Raw genomic sequence first — 18682 nt, 5'->3', positions numbered from 1 at the left:
CGTCAGGACCCTTTCTTCCGCCAGTCGGCTCCCCAGCCGGGGCGCCCGCCCGGCGGCGCGGCCGGGGTGCCCGCCCGGGCCTCCTCCGGTGGGCGGCCGTCGTGCGCGTGGTACTCCACCGACTCGGCGGTGAGCTGCATGAAGGCCTCTTCCAGGGACGCCCGCTGGGGGCTCAGCTCGTGCAGTGTGAGCTGATGCCGCGCGGCCAGCTCGCCGAGGTGCGGCGCGTCCTCGCCGTCCACCTCCAGGGAGCCGTCGGCCGTGGGCCGGGCGGTGATCCCGGCCCCGGAGAGCACGTCCCGCAGCCGCTCGTGGTCGGGCGAGCGCATCCGCACGTACGACCGTGAGTTCTCCGCGATGAAGGCGGCCATGGAGGTGTCCGCCAGCAGCCGGCCCTGGCCGATGACCACGAGGTGCTCGGCGGTCAGCGCCATCTCGCTCATCAGGTGCGAGGAGACGAAGACCGTACGGCCCTGGGCCGCCAGGTTCTTCATGAGATTGCGGATCCAGTGGATGCCCTCGGGGTCGAGCCCGTTGACCGGCTCGTCGAACATCAGGATCTCGGGGTCGCCGAGCAGCGCGGCGGCGATGCCGAGCCGCTGGCCCATGCCCAGCGAGAAGCCCTTGGTGCGCTTCTTGGCCACCGAGGTCAGGCCGACGGTGTCCAGCACCTCCCGCACCCGGGTGCGGGGGATGCCGTTGCTCTGTGCCAGGCACAGCAGGTGGTTGTGGGCGCTGCGGCCGCCGTGCCAGGCCTTGGCCTCCAGCAGGGCGCCGACGACCTTCAGTGGGTCCTTCAGCGAGCGGTAGTGCCTGCCGTCGATCCGCACCGAGCCGCTGGTGGGGTTGTCCAGGTCGAGCATCATGCGCATGGTCGTGGACTTGCCCGCGCCATTGGGGCCCAGGAAGCCGGTGACGATCCCGGGGTGCACGGTGAAGGTGAGGTGGTCCACGGCGAGCTTTTCGCCGTAGCGCTTGGTCAGCCCCTCAAGCTCGATCATCCACCCACGCTAAGGGCGCCCGGGGCGCCTCGCCACCGGTGGCGGCGGGTCCGGAACACCGACGGCCCCGGCCGGATCGCGAGCACGCCCCGGCCGTGCGCCGACGGAAAACCGTCCGGAAAACGGACCGGGGAGCCGACCGGAAAACGGACCGGGGGCCCGACCGGAAACCGACTGAAGAGCCGACCGGAGAACCGACCGGAACCGGCCACGAGACTGGCCGCATGTATGGCCGAAACTACGGCTCAAAACAGCCCAGCGCCCCGTGCGCCACAGGGGTTTGCGCACGACGCGCTGGGTACGTACAGCCCTCTACGGGGCGTCGTTCAAGGGGTCAGCGGCTCTGCTGGGCCGGGACACCGCGCGAGATCGGCTCGTCGTCGCCGGGGACGCCGGCCGCGGCCACCGCCGCGCCGGTCAGCGTGGCCAGCATCTCGCGGACGTTGGTCAACTGGGCGTTGATGCTGTCGCGGCGGTTGGTGAGCGCCGCCAGCTCGCGCTCGGATTCGCTGCGGATCCGGTCGGCCTTCGCGTTGGCGTCGGCCACGATGTCCTCGGCCTGGCGCTGCGCGGTCTCCACCGTCTGACGGGCCCGACGCTCGGCGTCCGTACGCAGCTTCTCCGCCTCCAGTCGCAGCTGCTCGGCCCGGTGCTCGATCTCCGCGAGCCGCTTCTCGGCCTTGGCCTGGCGGGACGCCAGATCGCGCTCGGACTGCTCGCGGCGCTTGGCCAGGTTGGTCTCGAAGTCCGCCGCGGCCTGGGCGGCCTTGGCACGGGTCTCCTCGAAGAGGGAGTCCGCCTCCTCCCGCTTGGACTGCGCGTCCTTCTGCGCCTCGGCCCGCAGGGAAGCGGCGTCGCCCTTCGCCTTCTCGACGATCCGGGCGCCCTCGTCCTCCGCCTTCGCCTTGCGCTCGGCGGCGAACGACTCGGCGTCGTTGCGCACCTGCTGCGCCGCCGACTCCGCCAGCTCACGGTGCTGCTCGGCTGCCCGACGGGCCTCCTCACGCAGGTCCTTGGCCTCTTCCTCAGCCAGCCGCAGGATCTTCTCGACCCGTGCCCCGAGACCCGCGTAGGACGGCTCCGCGTCATTGACCTGGGCCTGAGCATTCTGCGTTTCGAGGTGCAGCTCCTCGATCCGCTTTTCCAGAGACGTGATGCGAGCCAGTGCGCTGTCACGGTCGGCAACGAGCTTCGAAATGCGGTCGTCCACCTGGCCGCGGTCGTAGCCACGCCGCACGAGCTCGAAGCCGAAGGGGGAGGAAGTGTCACTCATGGGGTTCCTGTCGAAAGAGACCGGTGAGGTGATAGAGGGAATCCTAGGGGTGCGAGCGGCGTGTCAACGAGGGGATGGGAGGGACAACTGGAGAATGTCCCCCCGTTTGAGTGGCTACTTCTGGGACTGCTTGCCACTCGATCGAGTTGCCCCGGCGCCCGCAGCCGCCTTCACCCCACCGTCCTTCGTGCCGCCTGCCCCCGGGGCCTCAAATGATTCCAACGCTTCCAACACGTCCTGGACACGGGAAATCTCGGCATTGATGTCCTCCCGACGGCGCACCAACACCTCCAACTCCCGCTTTCCCTCCTCCACGAGCCGCTTGGCCTCCTCCGCACCCTCGGTGCGCAGGCGCTCGGACTCGCGTACAGCGGCCGCCTTCTTCTGCTCGGCCTCCTTGAGCAGCCCCTCGGCCTTCCGCACGGCGGCGATCCGGACCTTGTTGGCCTCGGCCCCGGCGTCGGAGACCAGCTTCTTCGCCTTCTCCTCCGCCGCCGCCAACTGCTCGGTGGCCGCCGCGACGAGCTTGTCGCAGCGCTCACCCGCCGACTGCATCGCCTCGGCCGCCTCCCGGCGGGCCCGGTCGTGCAGCTCCTCGACCTCTCCCTCGAGCCGCGAGCGCAGCTCCTCGGCCCGCTCCCTTATGGCCGTCGCGTCCCCACGCGCCTCCGCGAGCATGGTGTTCGCGTCGGTACGGGCCTGCTCCACCAGCGCGTTGCCCTCGCCGGTGGCCTCCTTCACGATCCGCTCGGCCTCCCGGCGGGCGGCGCCCACCATGGTGTCGGCCTGCTCCTCCGCGGCCGCGGCGGCCCGCAGGGCCTCCTCCTGGGCCTTGGCGATGAGGGCGTCCGCCTGCTCGGCGGCCTCGGTGCGCTTCTGCGCGGCCGCGTCCCGCGCCTGGTCGATGGTCCGCTCGCCCTCGGCCCGCGCCTCCGACCGCAGCCGCTCCGCCTCCAGCACGGCATCGGCCTTGATCTTCGCGGAGTCGGCACGCGTGCTGTTCGCGTTCTCCTGCGCGGAGTTGAGCGCGGCCTCGGCCTCCAGCCGCATCCGCTCGGCCTCCGCCGTCGCCTCCGCGACGAGGGCGTCCGCCTGCTCGGCGGCCTCCGTGCGGCGCGCGTTCGCGGCCTCCCGGGCCTCGTCCAGGGCCTTGGCGGCCTCGGTACGCAGCCGCTCCGCCTCGGCGGTGGCCTCGGCCATGAGCGCGTCGGCCTGCTCGCCGGCCTCCGTGCGCCGGGCGTCGGCGGCCTCGCGGGCCTCCTTCGCCGTACGGGCCGCCTCGGCCCGGGCCGTCTCCAGGCTCTCCTCGGCCTCGGCACGCATCCGCTCGGCCTGAGCCGTCGCCTCGGCGATCAGCTCGTCGGCCTGCTTGGCCGCCTCCGTGCGCCGCGCGCCCGCGGCCTCGCGGGCCTCGTCGACGATGCGGTCCGCGTCGTCCTGCGCGGAAGAGGTCAGCTCGGTCGCCGCGTTGACGATCCGCTCGGCCTCGGCGTGGCCCTCCGCCCGCATCTTGTTCGCGTCCTCGCGGGCCTCGGCGCGCGCACGCGCCGCGTCCTGCTCGGCCGACGCGAGCGCGTCGGAGGCGTCGATGCGCATCTGCTGCGCCTTGGCCGACGCGTCCGAGACCATCCGCTCGGCCTCGGACGTCGCCTTGGCGATCAGCTCGTCCGCCTGCTCGGCGGCCTCCGTGCGGCGCGCGTTCGCCGCCTCACGGGCCTCGTCCACGGTCCGCTCGGCCTCGGCGACCAGCCGCTCGGACTCCGCCGTGGCCTCCGCCTTGTGCGTCTCGGCGAACTCCTGGGCCTCGTCGAGGGCCTTGGCCGCCTCGGCCTGCAGCCGCTCCGCCTCCGCGGTCGCCTCGGCCACGAGGGCCTCGGCCCGCGCGGCGGCCTCCGCGCGATGCGTCTCGGCGCGCTCGCGGGCCGTGTCCACCGTCGCGGTGGCCTCGGCCACCAGCCGCTCGGCCTCCGCGGTCGCCTCGGCCAGCAACGCGTCCGCCTGACCGGCGGCCTCGGTGCGACGGGCGTTCGCGGCGTCCCGGGCGTCGTCGAGCACCTGGGCGGCCTCGGCCCGCAGCCGGTCCGCCTCGATCGTCGCCTCGATCACGAGGGCGTCGGCCTGCTCGGCGGCCTCGGCGCGCTTGGCGTCGGCGGCCTGACGGGCCTCGTCCGCCGTCCGGGCCGCCTCGGCCCGGGCCAGCTCGACCGTCTCCTCGGCCTCCGTGACCAGCTTCTCCGCCTCGGCCATGGCCTCGGCGAGCAACTGGTCCGCCTGCTCGGCGGCCTCGGTGCGCCGGGCGCCCGCGGCCTCCCGTGCCTCGTCCAGCGTGCGGGCGGCCTCCGCCTCCAGCCGCTGCCCCTCGGCGACGGCCTCCTCGACCGTGCGCTCCGCCAGCGCCTTCGCGGCGTCCTTCGCCGCCTGCGCCTCGGCCCGCATCCGGGCCGCGTCCTCGCCGCCGCGCTCGCGCTCGGCATAGGCGTCGGCGCGGACCCGGTCCGCTTCCTCCTGCGCCTCGGTACGGGTCCGCTCGGCGTTGTGCTCGGCCGCCGAGCGCAGCCCGGCGATCTCCTCCTCGGCCTGCTCGTGCAGCCCCGCGACCGCGTCCCGGACCTGCTGGGCCGTCAGCTCGGCGGCGGCCACCAGCTCGGTGGCGCGCTGCTCGGCCTCCTCGACCAGCCGCCGCGCCTCCTCCTGAGCCTCTGTGACCCGCTTACGGGCCGACGCCAGCAGCTCCTCGCTCTGCTCGTGGGCCGCGGCACGCTCGGCCTGCGCCTCCGTGCGGGCGTCACCGAGCAGCTCCTCGGCCTCGCGGCGCCGACGGGCGGCCTCCTCCTGCGCGGCCGTCAGGGCCTCGGCGGCCTCGGCGGCCGTCCGCTCGGCCGCGGCGTTCGCCTCGGCCCGCACCCGGTCGGCCTTCTCCCGCGCCTCGGCGCGCAGCCGCTCCGCCTCCGCGGCGGCCTCGGTCCGCAGCCGCAACGCCACGGCCTCGCCCTCGCCGCGCGTGGCGGCCGCCTCCTCGGCGGCCTCGGCGCGCAGCCGCTCGGCCTCCGTCTCGGCCTGCGCCTGGAGCGTACGGATGCGCTCCGCGGACTCCGTACGCAGCCGCTCGGTCTCCTCGGCGGTCTCCCGGCGCAGCCGCTCGGCCTCCGTACGGGCCTCGCGCAGCGCCGTCTCCGCGGACTCCACCCGCTGCTCGGCCTCGGAGTGCAGCCGCGTCAGCTCCGCGTCCGCCTCCTCGCGCCGCGCCTTCGCGGCCCGCTCGGCCTCCTCGCGCAACTGCCGGGCGGCCTCCGCCGCCTCGGTACGGGTGCGGCTCGCGTGGTCCTCGGCCTCCTCGGCCATCTCCTCGGCCTCGGCCCGGGACCGCTCCAGCACCTCCTCGGCCTGCTTGCGCAGGCTCGCGGCCCGCTCGGCCGCCTCGGTGCGCACCCGCTCGCTCTCGGCGCTCGCACCGGCCCGGGTCTCCTCCGCGTCGGCCTTGGCCTTGGCGAGCAGCTCCTCGGCGGTGCTGGCCGCCTCCTCGATCTGCTGGAGGGCCTCCCGGCGCGCCTCGCCCCGGATCCGCTCGCCCTCGGCGACCGCGTCGGCCCGCAGCTGCTCGGCCTCGCCGCGCAGCCGCCGCGCCTCCTCCTGGAGCTCGACGGTCTTGGCGCGGTACTCCTTGGTGTCGTCCTTCGCCTCGCCCTTGAGCTGCTCGGCGGTGTCCGCCGCCTGCTCACGCAGCCGCTCGGCCTCGGCCTCCGCCTCCCGGCGGATCCGCTCGGCCTCCTCGGCGGCCGCCTTCGTGGCGGCGCGGGCGTCCTCGGACGCCTTGGTCAAGACCTCCTCCGCCGTCCGGGCCGCCTTCGCGAGCTGCGCCGCGGAGTCCTCCGCGGCGGCGCTGCGGGCGTTGTCGGACGCCTCGGCCAGCAGCCGGTCGGCCTCCGCCCGGGCATCGGCGCGCAACTGCTCGGCCTCGGCCTTGAGGGCCTCGGCCTCCTTCGTCGCCTCGCCCACCAGCCGGGCGATCTCGGCCTTGGCGGTACGGGTGCGCTGCTCGTTCTCCGACTCCGCCGACGTCAGCCGGCGGGCGGCGGACTCCTTCGCCTCGGTGACCAGCTTCTCGGCCTCGGCGCGCGCCTCGCGCAGCGCCGTGTCGGCCTCCTGCATGCGCGCCTCGGCGCCGCGCGTCAGCTCGGCCGCCGTCGTACGGGCCTGGTCGGACTCCGCGCTCGTCGCCGTGCGCAGTTGCTCGGCGTGGTCGGTGGCCTCCTGGGCCTGCGCGGACGCGGCGGTCAGCAGCCGCTCCGCGTCGGTGCGCGCCCGGCGCAGTATCGCTTCCGCTTCGGCGCGCGCCTCCTCGGCGGCGGCCCCGAGCCGGGCCCGGGCCTGCTCGGTCAGCCGCTGGGCCTCCGCGCGGGCGGCGGCCAGGGCGGCCTCCGACTCCGCCCGGGACTCCTCCAGCAGCCGCCGCGCCTGCGACTCGGTGCGGGCCCGCAGCTGCTCGGCCCAGGCCACGTTCTCGTTGACGTGCGACTCGACGGTCTGGCGGCGCTCGTTGAGCTCCTCGTCCAGCCGCTGTCGGCGCGCGACGGCCTCGGCGTGCAGCTCGGCTTCCATCCGGGCCTGGCGCTCGGCCTGCTCCTGGAGGAGACGCTGCGTCTGCGCCCGGGCCTCGCGCAGCTCGCGCTCGGCGTCCGTGCGCAGCTGTTCCGCCTGAATCTGGGCATTACGGAGCAACTGCTCCGCCTGGTACCCGATGTCGGCGGTGTCGTATGCCGGACGGTGGGCAAGAGTGCGGCGCGCCTCGTGGAGCTTGGCGCGCAGCACCTCGACCTGATAGCCGAGGTCGTCGGCGTGCTGGACCGCCTTCTCCCGCTCCTTCTTCAGCCGCTCCATCTCGGCTTCGAATTGCGAGAGGTGGTCGTCAGCCTCGTAGCGGTCGTTGCCCCGCACTGCGCGGTCCCATCCGTCCCCTGGTCGCGTTGGCGGCCGGCCCCGTCCTGCGTACTGGTGGAACCCCGGAGCCCGCCCTTCCGAAGAAATGGTGTCAGATCATCGGTACAGCCTGGGTCGGGCCCCACCCGTACCCCGGCTGAGCCTGCACTCTACCGGCCGGGGGAGGCGGTGGTCAGTGCTCCGCCCCGGGGGCGGTCGCCGAGGTGACCAGTTCGGTGAGAACGCCGTGACAGTCCTTGGGGTGCAGGAAGGTGATCCGGGAGCCCATCGAACCGATCCGCGGCTCCTCGTACAGGACCCGTACGCCCTTGTCCCGGATGGCCTGTGCGTCGCCGTCCACGTCGGCGGTGCCGAAGGCGATGTGATGGACCCCTTCCCCGTTCTTCGCAAGCCACTTGCCGACCGCGGAGTCCTCCCGGGTGGGCTCCAGGAGCTGGAGGTACGAGGCGCCGCCGTCGGACGTCTCATTGATCTTGAGCATGGCCTCGCGCACGCCCTGCTCCTCGTTGACCTCGCTGTGGAACACCTCGAAGCCATACGTGGCACGGTAGAACTCGACAGTCCTGTCGAGGTCGAAACAGGCGATCCCGATGTGGTCGATTCGCGTCAGCATGGGTCCAGTGCACCGCCGTACGCGTGGTTACGCAACGTGCGCGCGATCACACCCGCTGCCCGGTGACCGGGCGGGTACCGCTCAGTACATTGACGGAAACCCTCGTTAACTTCCTCCGCTCGAAGGGGCCGCGCCTCATGACCGGTACGAACGGTTCCACCGACAAGACCTCCGTGATCGTCGCGGGCGCCCGTACGCCCATGGGCCGCCTCCTCGGATCGCTGCGCACCTTCTCCGGTGCCGACCTGGGCGGGGTGGCCATCAAGGCGGCCCTGGACCGGGCCGGCATCGGCGGCGACCAGGTCCAGTACGTGATCATGGGCCAGGTGCTCCAGGCCGGGGCCGGGCAGATCCCGGCCCGCCAGGCGGCCGTCAAGGCCGGCATCCCGATGAGCGTGCCGGCCCTCACCATCAACAAGGTCTGCCTCTCGGGCCTCGACGCCATCGCGCTGGCCGACCAGCTCATCCGCGCGGGCGAGTTCGACATCGTGGTGGCCGGCGGCCAGGAGTCGATGACCAACGCCCCGCACCTGCTGCCCAAGTCCCGTGAGGGCTACAAGTACGGCGCGATCGAGATGCTCGACGCGATGGCGCACGACGGGTTGACGGACGCGTTCGAGAACATCGCCATGGGCGAGTCGACCGAGAAGCACAACACCCGTCTCGGCATCGCCCGCGCCGCGCAGGACGAGATCGCGGCCGGCTCCCACCAGCGCGCCGCCGCCGCCCAGAAGAACGGCCTCTTCGAGGCGGAGATCACCCCCGTGGAGATCCCGCAGCGCAAGGGCGAGCCGGTCATCTTCAGCAAGGACGAGGGCATCCGCCCGGAGACCACCGTCGAGTCGCTGGCCAAGCTGCGGCCCGCTTTCGCCAAGGACGGCACGATCACGGCCGGTACGTCCTCGCAGATCTCCGACGGCGCCGCCGCCGTGGTCGTGATGAGCAAGGCCAAGGCCGAGGAGCTGGGCCTGGAGTGGATCGCCGAGATCGGCGCCCACGGCAATGTGGCCGGACCGGACAATTCCCTCCAGTCCCAGCCGTCCAACGCGATCAACCACGCGCTGGGCAAGGAGGGCCTCACGGTGCAGGACCTCGATCTCATCGAGATCAACGAGGCGTTCGCCGCGGTGGCCGTGCAGTCAATGAAGGACCTCGGGGTGTCCCCGGAAAAGGTGAACGTCAACGGCGGAGCCATCGCGCTCGGGCACCCCATCGGCATGTCGGGCGCCCGCATCGTGCTGCACCTCGCGCTGGAGCTGAAGCGGCGTGGCGGCGGCGTGGGCGCGGCGGCGCTGTGCGGTGGCGGCGGCCAGGGCGACGCGCTGATCATCCGGGTGCCGGGGAACTGACCCTCCCCGGATTCCGACGCGCGGGTTCGGGCTTTCTCAGATCGGAACGGAGCAGTCATGGCGGACGTCCCCACGCTGGTCGAGCAGGCACGGGAAGGCCGGCCGCGTGCCGTGGCCCGGCTGATCTCCCTGGTCGAGGGGGCGTCCCCGCAGCTGCGCGAGGTGATGGCGGCGCTGGCCCCGCTGACCGGCGGGGCGTACGTCGTCGGCCTCACCGGCTCGCCCGGCGTCGGCAAGTCCACCTCCACCTCGGGCCTGGTCTCCGCCTACCGCCGGGCAGGCAAGCGGGTCGGCGTCCTCGCCGTCGACCCGTCCTCCCCGTTCTCGGGCGGCGCCCTGCTCGGTGACCGCGTACGGATGTCCGACCACGCCTCCGACCCGGGGGTCTACATCCGCTCGATGGCCACCCGCGGCCACCTCGGCGGCCTGGCCTGGGCCGCCCCCCAGGCCATCCGGGTGCTGGACGCGGCGGGCTGCGACGTGATCCTCGTCGAGACGGTGGGCGTGGGGCAGTCCGAGGTGGAGATCGCCTCCCAGGCCGATACGAGCGTGGTGCTGCTGGCCCCGGGCATGGGCGACGGCATCCAGGCGGCCAAGGCGGGCATCCTGGAGATCGGCGACGTCTACGTCGTCAACAAGGCCGACCGCGACGGCGCCGACGCCACGGCCCGCGAGCTGAACCACATGCTGGGCCTCGGCGAGTCCCGCGGCCCGGGCGACTGGCGGCCCCCCATCGTCAAGACCGTGGCCGCGCGCGGTGAGGGCCTGGACGAGGTGGTCGAGGCGCTGGAGAAGCACCGGGCGTGGATGGAGGAGCGCGGCGTCCTGGCGGAACGGCGCGTGGCGCGGGCGGCCCGCGAAGTGGAGACCATCGCGGTGACCGCCCTGCGCGAGCGCATCGGCGACCTGCACGGCGACCGCCGCCTGGACGCGCTGGCGGAGCGGATCGTCGCCGGCGACCTGGACCCGTACGCGGCGGCGGACGAGCTGGTGGCGGGCATCACGGAGGGCTGATGCCGCCAGCCGCCGCCGTCAGCCTTCGACTCCGGTGGTGGTGTGGGCCGCGCCCACCGGCTTCGACTCGGGTGAGCCCCGCTGGCGCAGATAGATCGACAGCACCGCCATGGAAGCGACGGCGAGCAGTTCGGACTGCCAGTTCTGCAGCGTGCGGTCCCAGAAGTCCGGCAGCAGCAGGTACTCGCCCCAGCTGTTCGGCGCCTGCAACTCCCTGAGCTGGCGCTCGTTGTACGCGGCCACGCCGGTGACGGACTGGGCCAGCCAGGACAGCACGAAGATGGTACCCATGACCATGCCCAGCGAGCGGGCGTAGTTGCGCTGGCGCCAGCCGCGCTCCTTGGCCCAGCGGGGCGAGTCCTCCTTGGCGTGCTCGCCGACCATCTGCTCCTTGTCCGACTCGGTGCCGGCCTTGTGCGGCTCCTTGGACTCCGGTGAACCCCGTTGCACCAGCCATACGGTGACGAAAATGTAGAGGAAGAACTGCAGGTACTCGGACTGCCAGTTCTCGGTGACGTCCACCGCGAAGTCCGAGGACGTCACATAGCCGCCGAAGTCGACGCGGGCCAGGCCCTCGTCGACGAGTTGGCTGTTGAACTCCGCGTGTCCGGCGACCGCTTGGCCCACGAGCGTGAGCAGGAAGCCGATGCCGAAGGCGAGTCCGAGGCCGTTGTCGCGCAGGAAGCTCCGCTTCGGCGGGGTGGGTTTGGACTGTTCACCGCCCGTGGCCCCGGTCATCGGTACATCAACCCCAGTGTCGTGAAGTAGGCCAATCCGACGGCCAGGACCAGCAGGATTCCGATGAACATCACCTTCACCAGCTCTCAACCGCCCTTGATATCGCACTGGTACGGCTTGTCCGGGCGTTCCTCGCAGCCCGCCGCGGTGACCTTCCAGCCGTCGGGGAACCGCGACAGGAACAAGGTGTCCGTTGCCAGTACGGCACGGGCCTGGTTGCCGTACACGTCCACGTGCCGCACCGGGCCACCGGCCGGCACGTCCTCCTGGCCCATGGCCTCCTCGCACGTCGCGCGTGCCGACTGCGCCAGCTCCTCGCGGGTGGCGGGAGCCAGTACGGCACACACCGCCGCGTACTGCCGGGACCCGAGGGCCTTCTCGAAGACGGTGGTGGCCGCGGTGGCCCCGTCACGCCGTTCGGAGACCGTCCCGCACCCGCTCGCGGCGGACACGGCCGCCACGGCGATCACCACGCCGAACCATCGCCCGGTCACTGGCCACCTCGCTCACCCGGCCGGGCCGCGAAGCCGTTGGTCCGACGGCCGACCCTGTTGATCAGTGCGACATCGGTACCCGATGCATTCGCTTTCCACGCCGGGGGTGCGCCGTTCGGCCCAATGGGGGTGTTCTGCGGTTTCGGCCCTTCCCGGTCCGATCGCCGTCAGCAGAAACGGCTTTCGGGCGCATTCCGGCCGCGACCGTGGGGTCGGCAGGGGAAGGTGGGTCGGAGGGCGCCTCTCCGGTTTCGAATACGCCGAGCGCCGGCCCCCTTCGGGTCCGCTGCACCAGGAGCGGGCGCGGGGGCGGTGCCCGGTGCGGCGTCCGGGGTGCGGACGGTTCCGAGAGGCCGGGCGGAGGGGCGATGAGAGGTGATGAGGGGTGATGACACACCCATCATGACAGGCCGCAGGGCGCTTTCCTAGGACAGAAGGCACAGCTCAGAGGCCTTGTCCCGGCTGCGCGGCGGCTCGCAGAATCGCCGACATGAACCACTCCGAGAACGTCGATCACGATGCGGTGTTGCGAGCGCGGACGATGCTGCTCGGATCCGGCAGGCTCAACCTGCAACAGGAGGTCGAGGCGTACCGGGCGCTCGCCGACGTGGGCCCGATGACCTATCTGCCGCGCCTGAGCCGGGCATTGGTGCGGCTCAGCCACGAGGCGTACCGGGACCAGCCCGAGGCCTGCCTGGCCCTGAGGGCCGAGGCGGTGGAGGCGGCCCGGCGGCTGGACGAGAGCGAGCCCGCGCGGACCGAGTTGCTCGTCGACGCCCTGCGCGCCTACCAGCGTTCGCTGTGTGTACTCGGCCGACGGGCGGAGGGCTTCTCCGTGTGCGAGGAGATGGCCCGCGTCGGGCGCCGGGGATATGAGACGGGCCAGGTGGAGAGCCCCGCGTACGGGCTCGGGTCGTTGGCCGCCGCCCTCGCCGGGGAGGGACGTCACCGCGAGGCGGCAGAGGCCTACGGGAAGATTGTCGACGCGGAGCGCCCACGGCCGGGCGGTGTTTCCTTCTGGACCATGGTCGACTGGACGACCCAACTGGACGCCGCTGGACTGCCCGACGAGGCCCTCGCCGCCTTCAAGGAACTCGTGGACCACACCCGCGCCCGCCTCGACGAGGGCTGGGCCTCGCTGGCCACGCTGATCTGGGACCTGGTCCACTACTCCCGGATGCTCGACGCCCGGGGGCGGTGCGACGACGCCCATGAGGCCCGTCGGGAAGTCGACACCCTGCTGAGCGAGCTGGCCGAGACCGGCGAACGCAAGTCCTGGAGCAACATCCTCCCTTGGTGGACTGCCCTGTTCGTCCTGTCGGACAAGGAGGACGAGGAACAGGCCGCGTCCGATGGCCTCGCCGAACGGATCGCCGCGCAGCGGAGATCGACCATCGACGCGGCGAAGCGTTGGGGATCACACCACCACCGGTTCCTCGCATCGCTGCGGCCCTCGTTCGACGAGGGGGTCGAGCTGGCCCGTCGCCTGGCCGGGCTGGATGAGAAGCGCGGCACGCCCGCGCTCGTCAGGGCCCTGACCGACCGATCGACCCTGCTTGTCGCGGGCAAGAGCTACGCCGAGGCGCTCGCCGACTTCCGCGAGGCCGCCGCGCTGCGTCCGGACAGGACCCGGACGAGGCGCTGACCAGGCCGGACAGGCAGCGCGTCGTCCGGGACGGACATCGCTGTTGCCCCGGCCCGAGCCGCGCCAGCACGCTCGGATCAGTCGAACCACTTCGATCCGAGGGGCAACCATGAACACACGAGTCCGGCTCGCCGGCGTCGCGTTGGCCGCCACGCTGCTGGCGGGCGGAGCCGCCGCCACCGCCGCCACGGCGCAGGCAGCGCCCGCGTCCTCCGGGACCGTCACGGCAACCGACGCGGCTGTTCCGGGCAAGGTATATATCGGCAACTACCCCAGCAAGCGGGCGTGCGTAGCGGCCGGCCGGGACTACGTCGGCCGGTACCAGTGCGTCCCGTGGGGTGACGGTACTTACGACCTCTACATATGGGTGTGACCTGCCCATAACCTCAGGCGCACTGGCTCCGCCACGCTCGGTCGCCCCGCGGATCGGCCCACCGCCTTCCGCGGGGCGGCCGATCCGTATGACGCCAGAATTTCGCGATCTCGACGCCGCTCTCCGCGCGTGAGGGCGGGATCAGGTACGGGAGGCCCGGCGGGCCTGCTTCAGCTCGCGGTCGGTGGCCCAGGCGTCGGCGACCGGCCCGAGGTGGCCGAGCTTGTCGGGGTTGCTCACCGAGCGGATCGTCTGGATCTGGCCGTCCAGCACATCGAGGGTCATGGCGTACAGCACCTTGCCGTCCCGGTCGCGGAAGATCGCGCCCGGCTGGCCGTTGACGTCGCGCGGCTCGAACGTCACGTCGACCCGGATCAGCCAGGGGAAGACCGAGGCGAGCAACCTGGCCGCCTTCTCCGCGCCCACGATGGCCCTGGCCAGCGCGGGGGACTTGCCGCCGCCGTCACCGACCATCGATACGTCGGCTGCCAGCAGCTCTTGCAGGCCGGTGACGTCACCTTCGCGGAGGGCGTCGAAGAACCGTGTCGCCAGCTTCTGCCGCTCCTGACGGTCCGCCTCGAACCGGGGCCGTCCGGCCTGCATGTGCCGCCGCGCCCGTACGAGCAGCTGTCGGCACGCCGCCTCCGAACGCTCCACCGCCGTGGCGATCTCGTCGAATCCGAAGCCGAACACCTCCCGCAGCACGAACACCGCCCGCTCCAGCGGGCTGAGCCGCTCCAGCAGCACCAGTGCCGCCATCGACACGGAGTCGGCCAACTCCGCCGCCCGCGCCGGATCCTGATACGGATCGTTCAGCAGCGGCTCGGGAAACCACGGGCCCACGTACTGCTCCCTTCGCACCCGCGCGGAGCGCAGCACGTCGATCGAGATCCGCGTCACCGTGGCCGACAGGAAAGCCTTGGTCGACGTGGGCCGGGTCGACGACCCGTCGAAGCGCAGCCATGTCTCCTGCACCGCGTCCTCGGCCTCACCGACACTGCCCAGAATCCGATAGGCGATCGAAAACAGCAGCGGCCGCAGCTCCTCGAACTCCTCGACCTTGCTCACGCCGGCTCTCCTCCCCCTGATCCCCTCCCACCTGGCCGTACTCGTCGGCGCAGGCGGCCTGCTGGTGATCATCAGGACCACCGGCAGGTCACCCTAACGCCCGTCGGTAGAGGGGCTGATGCCGCTCAGTGGAACTGCCCGACCTCGTAGTTGCCCGCCGGCTGCTGGGTGATGATGTTCAGCCGGTTGGCCAAGTTCATGGCGGAGATCAGGAGGGTCAGGGCGGCGAGCTGCTCCTGGTCGTAGTGCTTGGCGGCGTTCGCCCACACCTCGTCGCTGACCCCACCGGCCGCGTCCGCGACCCTGGTCCCCTCCTCCGCCAGCTCCAGCGCGGCACGCTCGGCCGCGGTGAAGACCGTGGCCTCCCGCCACGCCGCCACGAGGTTCAGCCGCACCGAGGTCTCACCGGCGGCGGCCGCCTCCTTGGTGTGCATGTCGATGCAGACGGCGCAGCCGTTGATCTGGCTCACGCGCAGCGACACCAGCTCCTGCGTGGTGGCCGACAGCGACGACTCCTTGAGTGCCTTGCCCAGTGCCATGAATTGCTTGAGGGCCTTGCCGGTGGTCGGGTCGGCAAAGAAGTCCAGTCGTGCGTCCATGGTGTGCTCCTCCGTCGTCGTCAGTGGCTACACCCCTTGAGACGGGACAGCCCGAGCCCCTGTGACACGAGTGGATGTGACTTGGGTCTCCCCGCCGTCGGCGGGCGTCAGCGCTCGCGTCGGCGACGGCGGTCAGCGGGCCCGGGGAGTACGGTCGCCTAGGTTGCAGAACCGTCGGTCTGGCTGCCTCGCTGTCAGGTAATGGCTTCGCCGACCCGAACCCAGGTGAGGAGCCCAGGTGTTCTCCATGCGACGTGCTGAGCCGAGAGACCGCGCCTCAGTTGAGGATGTGATCCGTGCCCGATGCGAGTGGATGGAGCGGAAAGGGCTGCCGAGCTGGCGTGACAGCGCAGCGGATCTTGCGTCTCAGTGCGACAACCCGTTCGGGGACGTGTGGCTGCTGGAGCTGGACGGCAGGGTCGTGGGGCGTACGACCGTGCAGGAGCAGGGGCCGCCCTGGGGATGGACACCGCAGGAGCAGGCTGAGCCCGCGTTGTATTTGAACACCTCGGTGACGGATCCGTCAGTGAGGCACCTGCGGCCGGGCACGCTGATGGCTTTGTGGGCGGTGAACCGCGCCGCGCGCGAGGGTCGGGAGTGGGTGCGCCGGGACTGTTTGTGGCCGGACCTGGTGCGCTACTACGAGAGTCAGGGGTTCACCCTGGTCCACGAAGTGGAGCGCACCAAGTACCGGCTCTACATGCTCGGTCGCCGCGCGGAGCGGCTCGACGGCCTGGCTGAATGGTTCAGGACAGGAATGCTGCGCGAGGCCACCGCCAAGGCGACCGAACTGCAGTGCAAGTTCGACGCGCTCGCCACCGTGACCGCGAACCTCTACTGCGAGAGTCTCGAGCTGAAGAAAAAGGCGAGCGCGCGGTGCCAGGGGCGGGGGATTGCCCTGCCCGCCTCCGGCCCCTGGACGGAGTGACTACCCAGAGGCCGGCGCCGAGTCGGTAGCCGAGGTCCCGCGCTACCGGCCCCGGGCCTTGGTGAGTGCCGTCACCAGCACGTCCACCTCGCCGGAGTGCACGATCACTTCCTCGTCATCGGCCGGGGGGTCGAAGCGGGCGAAGAAGTCGTCGAGAGCTTCGGCGGTAACGGTCAAAGCGTTGGCGTCCTTGCGCTGGTTGCGCTCGGCAAGGCGCCGCAGCAGCTCTTCGCGGTCGGCGGGGAGGTATACGACAAGGGGGTGGCCGCCCGCTTCGCGGGCGGCCTGCCGCCAGGCGTCGCGTTCGCTGCGGCGCCACAGGCCGTGGTCCAGGACGACGTCGTTTCCTGCCTCGATCTCCTTGATGAACCGTTCCCGGATCGCGTCGACCACCGGCCGTTCGCGCTCGAAGTAGGTGTGCTCGGGGTAGTCCACGCCGTACCGGCCGTGGAGACGGTGGACCTCCTCGTCGACGGACAACCGGATGTAGCCATGCTCGGCCAGGGTCTGGGCGACGGTGGTCTTCCCTGAGCCGGTGAGGCCTGCCAGGAGAACGGCAAGGGGCACGTGGTCATCCTTCCGCGACGTGCTGTCCGCGAGCGATGTGCATTGTGTGTCAATCCTGGCCGGTATGTGCGTGTGGACGCCAGGCGGTGAAAATGTTGCGGGCCTCGGAGAGCCAGCCGAAGGGCATCCGATCCAGGCTGACCCGGCGGAAGGCGAACCGCGGATCGCTCGTGTTAATCACGCCGCCGTGCTGGCCGACGTGGGACAGCAGTCGGCCGGCCTCGTCGCGGACGGCCGGGGTGTGTTCCTGCCAGGTGCCGGATGTGAAGTGCTGGACCCGTCGGCGGAGGTCGTCCAGGACGCCCGAGCGCCACTTGAAATGGTGAACTGCGCAGATGCGGTCCGCGTCCGGACGGCGTCCGGGGGCCCGGTGGTTGCCGGAGGAAACGGTGACGTCATGACGGGCGAGGACGATCTTGCGGGGGTCGCCCTGCAGGAGCCGGTGGGTGAGGTGGCCGCCGAGGGGATAGGCCACATCGAGGCCGCCTTCAGGTCGCCAGCCGGTCAGGCGCCCGCTCGCGGCGACGCGGTCGAGCATCAGCCCGCCCACCACACGGTGCCCGGAGTTCTCGGCCTGGGTGACGACCTCGGCCAGCGGGGCCGGATACTGCTGGAACTCGTCAGCGTCGGCCATCAGATGCCAGCCGAGACCGGCACGGTGCCGCAGAGCGTCGCGGAGCTGGGTGTTGGTGTGCTCGTGCCAGGGGCCGGTGCTGGTGCCGGTGGGGATGATGCCCAGCTCGCGGCAGGCGGCCTGGAGCTCGTGCCGCTGGACGTCCCTGACGTGGTCGGGGAAGTGGAAGGTGATCAGGAACCGCTCGACACCCAGCCACCGGTAGTGGCGGACCCAGGCTGCCAGCAGCGGAGGCTCGACCGGGCCGATGACCGCGATCAGGGCGGGGGGTGCGCTCAGCATCGGGACTCCTTGGCTGTGAGCGACGTGAACGATCGAGTGAGGAAGGCGGCCTGCTCTTCGGCGGTCCACATCCCCGCCAGGCCAGGGGCTTCGGGGCCGGGGCGCTCCGGCGGCTGGTGCCTGACCGTGTGGAGGGCGTCGGCGAGACCGACCGGATCACCGGCCGAGAAAGTCAGAGCCCACGACTTGTGCAGGCGGCTGGTGAGAGCGGGGTCGTGGTCGGAGACGATCAGCGGGACGCCGAGGCGGATGGCATCCATCACGAGCCCGGACTCCTTTCCGACTCCGGGGCGCCGGGCGACCAGGGCGGCGTCGGCGGTGCCATAGACCAGCCGTAGCACGCCCTCCGCGACGGGGCCGGGGACGGTGTGCAGGCGGAGGTGAGGCAAGGCCCGCCACCGCTCGAGTACAGCTTCGTCGAGCGGATCGCCCGCGACCACAAGGTGTAGTGGCTCCTTCAGCCGGGCCAGGGCGGCGTCGATGACGCCGACGTCTTTGTAAGGCCACCAGCCGCCCACCAGGCAGACCACGGCTTCGGTGACGGGGATGTCGAACGCCGCCCGGCCGCCGTCACGTTCTGCCTCCGTCAGACGGCGGCCGTCGTCGACCGCGAAGGCCCGCACCACCGCGGGCAGGTGGGGGAAGGCCGCGGAGAGCTGATCGCCGACGGCCTGGGTCGGGTACACCGCGATCACCCGTTGTTCGCCTCGGCGCGCGAGCCGGCCGAGCAACCGCACGACGGCGTCTTCGGTGGTCACCGCCTCGTGGATGAACCGCAGGTGCGGCTGGCATCCGAGGAGGGCGGCGGCCCCGTGCAAGGCCTCGCTTGCGGTAAGGATCACCACCGCGTCGGCGCCGGACTCCGATCGGCGGGCGGTCTGCAAGGCCGCCCCTTCGGTGAGGCAGCGGGCGATCAGAGTGATCTGGTGCGGCAGCCGCCGCACGACGCGGGGCCAGCGGCGCGAACGGAAGGCCCGCTGCCCGGCCGCCGACAGCCCGGCTGAGAGACGGGAGGCGGCCAGCAGCACGGTCGCCCGTCGCCCGGCCGGTGCAGTCACCAGCCGGGCCCCGGCCTCCCGAAGGGCCGCCACCGCGTCGCGGGCGGCCCCGTGCGGGGCGATGACGAGGCTGCCGGGCCGGCGCCTGGGCGAGGGCCACCAGCGTGC

General features: G+C 72.0%; 16 protein-coding genes. 5 read left to right on the top strand and 11 right to left on the bottom strand.

Going from position 1 to position 18682, the window contains the following annotated elements; all coding sequences use genetic code 11:
• Positions 1-2: 2 nt before the first annotated feature.
• The 4 genes from ACZ53N_RS23500 to mce form a co-directional block, all read right to left on the bottom strand.
• The gene (locus ACZ53N_RS23500) at positions 3-1001 is read right to left on the bottom strand and encodes an ABC transporter ATP-binding protein (RefSeq protein WP_469142779.1); all 999 of its coding nucleotides are present in this window, start codon (positions 999-1001) and stop codon (positions 3-5) included.
• Between the two features lie 334 nt (positions 1002-1335).
• Complete coding sequence (locus tag ACZ53N_RS23495; RefSeq protein WP_130879962.1) at positions 1336-2274, bottom strand: coiled-coil domain-containing protein; 939 nt, start codon at positions 2272-2274, stop codon at positions 1336-1338.
• Between the two features lie 114 nt (positions 2275-2388).
• Positions 2389-7209 carry a polarized growth protein Scy gene (gene scy / locus ACZ53N_RS23490; protein ID WP_469142778.1) on the bottom strand — a complete coding sequence of 1607 codons (4821 nt, stop codon included), beginning with the start codon at positions 7207-7209 and terminating at the stop codon, positions 2389-2391.
• Between the two features lie 175 nt (positions 7210-7384).
• Entirely contained in the window at positions 7385-7825 is a 441-nt protein-coding gene (gene mce / locus ACZ53N_RS23485; RefSeq protein ID WP_469142777.1) for a methylmalonyl-CoA epimerase, read from the bottom strand.
• Between the two features lie 173 nt (positions 7826-7998).
• Between mce and ACZ53N_RS23480 the strand changes: the two genes are divergently transcribed.
• Together ACZ53N_RS23480 and meaB are read left to right on the top strand one after the other, a co-directional pair.
• The gene (locus ACZ53N_RS23480; RefSeq protein ID WP_469142792.1) at positions 7999-9174 is read left to right on the top strand and encodes an acetyl-CoA C-acetyltransferase; all 1176 of its coding nucleotides are present in this window, start codon (positions 7999-8001) and stop codon (positions 9172-9174) included.
• Positions 9175-9231: 57 nt separating this feature from the next.
• The gene (gene meaB / locus ACZ53N_RS23475; RefSeq protein ID WP_469142776.1) at positions 9232-10188 is read left to right on the top strand and encodes a methylmalonyl Co-A mutase-associated GTPase MeaB; all 957 of its coding nucleotides are present in this window, start codon (positions 9232-9234) and stop codon (positions 10186-10188) included.
• 18 nt (positions 10189-10206) lie between these two features.
• Here meaB and ACZ53N_RS23470 read toward each other — a convergent pair whose 3' ends face one another.
• A complete protein-coding gene (locus tag ACZ53N_RS23470) occupies positions 10207-10926 on the bottom strand; it encodes a DUF6766 family protein (RefSeq protein WP_469142775.1) in 720 nt (239 codons plus the stop codon).
• 86 nt (positions 10927-11012) lie between these two features.
• Positions 11013-11420, bottom strand: a complete 408-nt coding sequence (locus ACZ53N_RS23465; RefSeq protein ID WP_469142774.1) for a hypothetical protein — start codon at positions 11418-11420, stop codon at positions 11013-11015.
• A gap of 490 nt (positions 11421-11910) precedes the next feature.
• On the opposite strand from ACZ53N_RS23465, the gene ACZ53N_RS23460 reads away from it, so the two are divergent.
• Together ACZ53N_RS23460 and ACZ53N_RS23455 are read left to right on the top strand one after the other, a co-directional pair.
• Positions 11911-13065 (top strand): hypothetical protein, encoded by a 1155-nt coding sequence (locus tag ACZ53N_RS23460; RefSeq protein WP_469142773.1) that lies wholly within the window; start codon positions 11911-11913, stop codon positions 13063-13065.
• 109 nt (positions 13066-13174) lie between these two features.
• Positions 13175-13438 carry a hypothetical protein gene (locus ACZ53N_RS23455; protein WP_469142772.1) on the top strand — a complete coding sequence of 88 codons (264 nt, stop codon included), beginning with the start codon at positions 13175-13177 and terminating at the stop codon, positions 13436-13438.
• 141 nt (positions 13439-13579) lie between these two features.
• Here the strand turns inward: ACZ53N_RS23455 and ACZ53N_RS23450 are convergent, their stop codons facing one another.
• Complete coding sequence (locus ACZ53N_RS23450) at positions 13580-14506, bottom strand: RNA polymerase sigma-70 factor (protein WP_469142771.1); 927 nt, start codon at positions 14504-14506, stop codon at positions 13580-13582.
• Between the two features lie 125 nt (positions 14507-14631).
• Positions 14632-15105, bottom strand: a complete 474-nt coding sequence (locus ACZ53N_RS23445) for a carboxymuconolactone decarboxylase family protein (protein WP_469142770.1) — start codon at positions 15103-15105, stop codon at positions 14632-14634.
• Positions 15106-15343: 238 nt separating this feature from the next.
• On the opposite strand from ACZ53N_RS23445, the gene ACZ53N_RS23440 reads away from it, so the two are divergent.
• On the top strand, positions 15344-16033 hold the full coding sequence (locus tag ACZ53N_RS23440; protein WP_469142769.1) for a GNAT family N-acetyltransferase: 690 nt from the start codon (positions 15344-15346) through the stop codon (positions 16031-16033).
• A 42-nt stretch (positions 16034-16075) separates the two neighbouring features.
• On the opposite strand, the gene ACZ53N_RS23435 is transcribed toward ACZ53N_RS23440, so the two are convergent.
• Genes ACZ53N_RS23435 through ACZ53N_RS23425 form a run of 3 tightly spaced genes read right to left on the bottom strand, consistent with a single transcriptional unit; the run spans position 16076 to position 18574 of the window.
• Positions 16076-16600, bottom strand: coding sequence for a P-loop nucleotide/nucleoside kinase family protein (locus ACZ53N_RS23435; RefSeq protein ID WP_469142768.1), 525 nt, complete (start codon positions 16598-16600; stop codon positions 16076-16078).
• A 49-nt stretch (positions 16601-16649) separates the two neighbouring features.
• Complete coding sequence (locus ACZ53N_RS23430) at positions 16650-17516, bottom strand: glycosyltransferase family 2 protein (protein WP_469142767.1); 867 nt, start codon at positions 17514-17516, stop codon at positions 16650-16652.
• Positions 17510-18574 carry a glycosyltransferase gene (locus tag ACZ53N_RS23425; RefSeq protein ID WP_469142766.1) on the bottom strand — a complete coding sequence of 355 codons (1065 nt, stop codon included), beginning with the start codon at positions 18572-18574 and terminating at the stop codon, positions 17510-17512. Before ACZ53N_RS23425 ends, ACZ53N_RS23430 begins: the two co-directional genes overlap by 7 nt.
• Between the last annotated feature and the right edge of the window lie 108 nt (positions 18575-18682).

The organism is Streptomyces sp. NPDC033229 (assembly GCF_055576875.1).
Note: the sequence above shows the minus strand (reverse complement) of the source record. Positions and strands in the feature narration are given on the sequence as shown.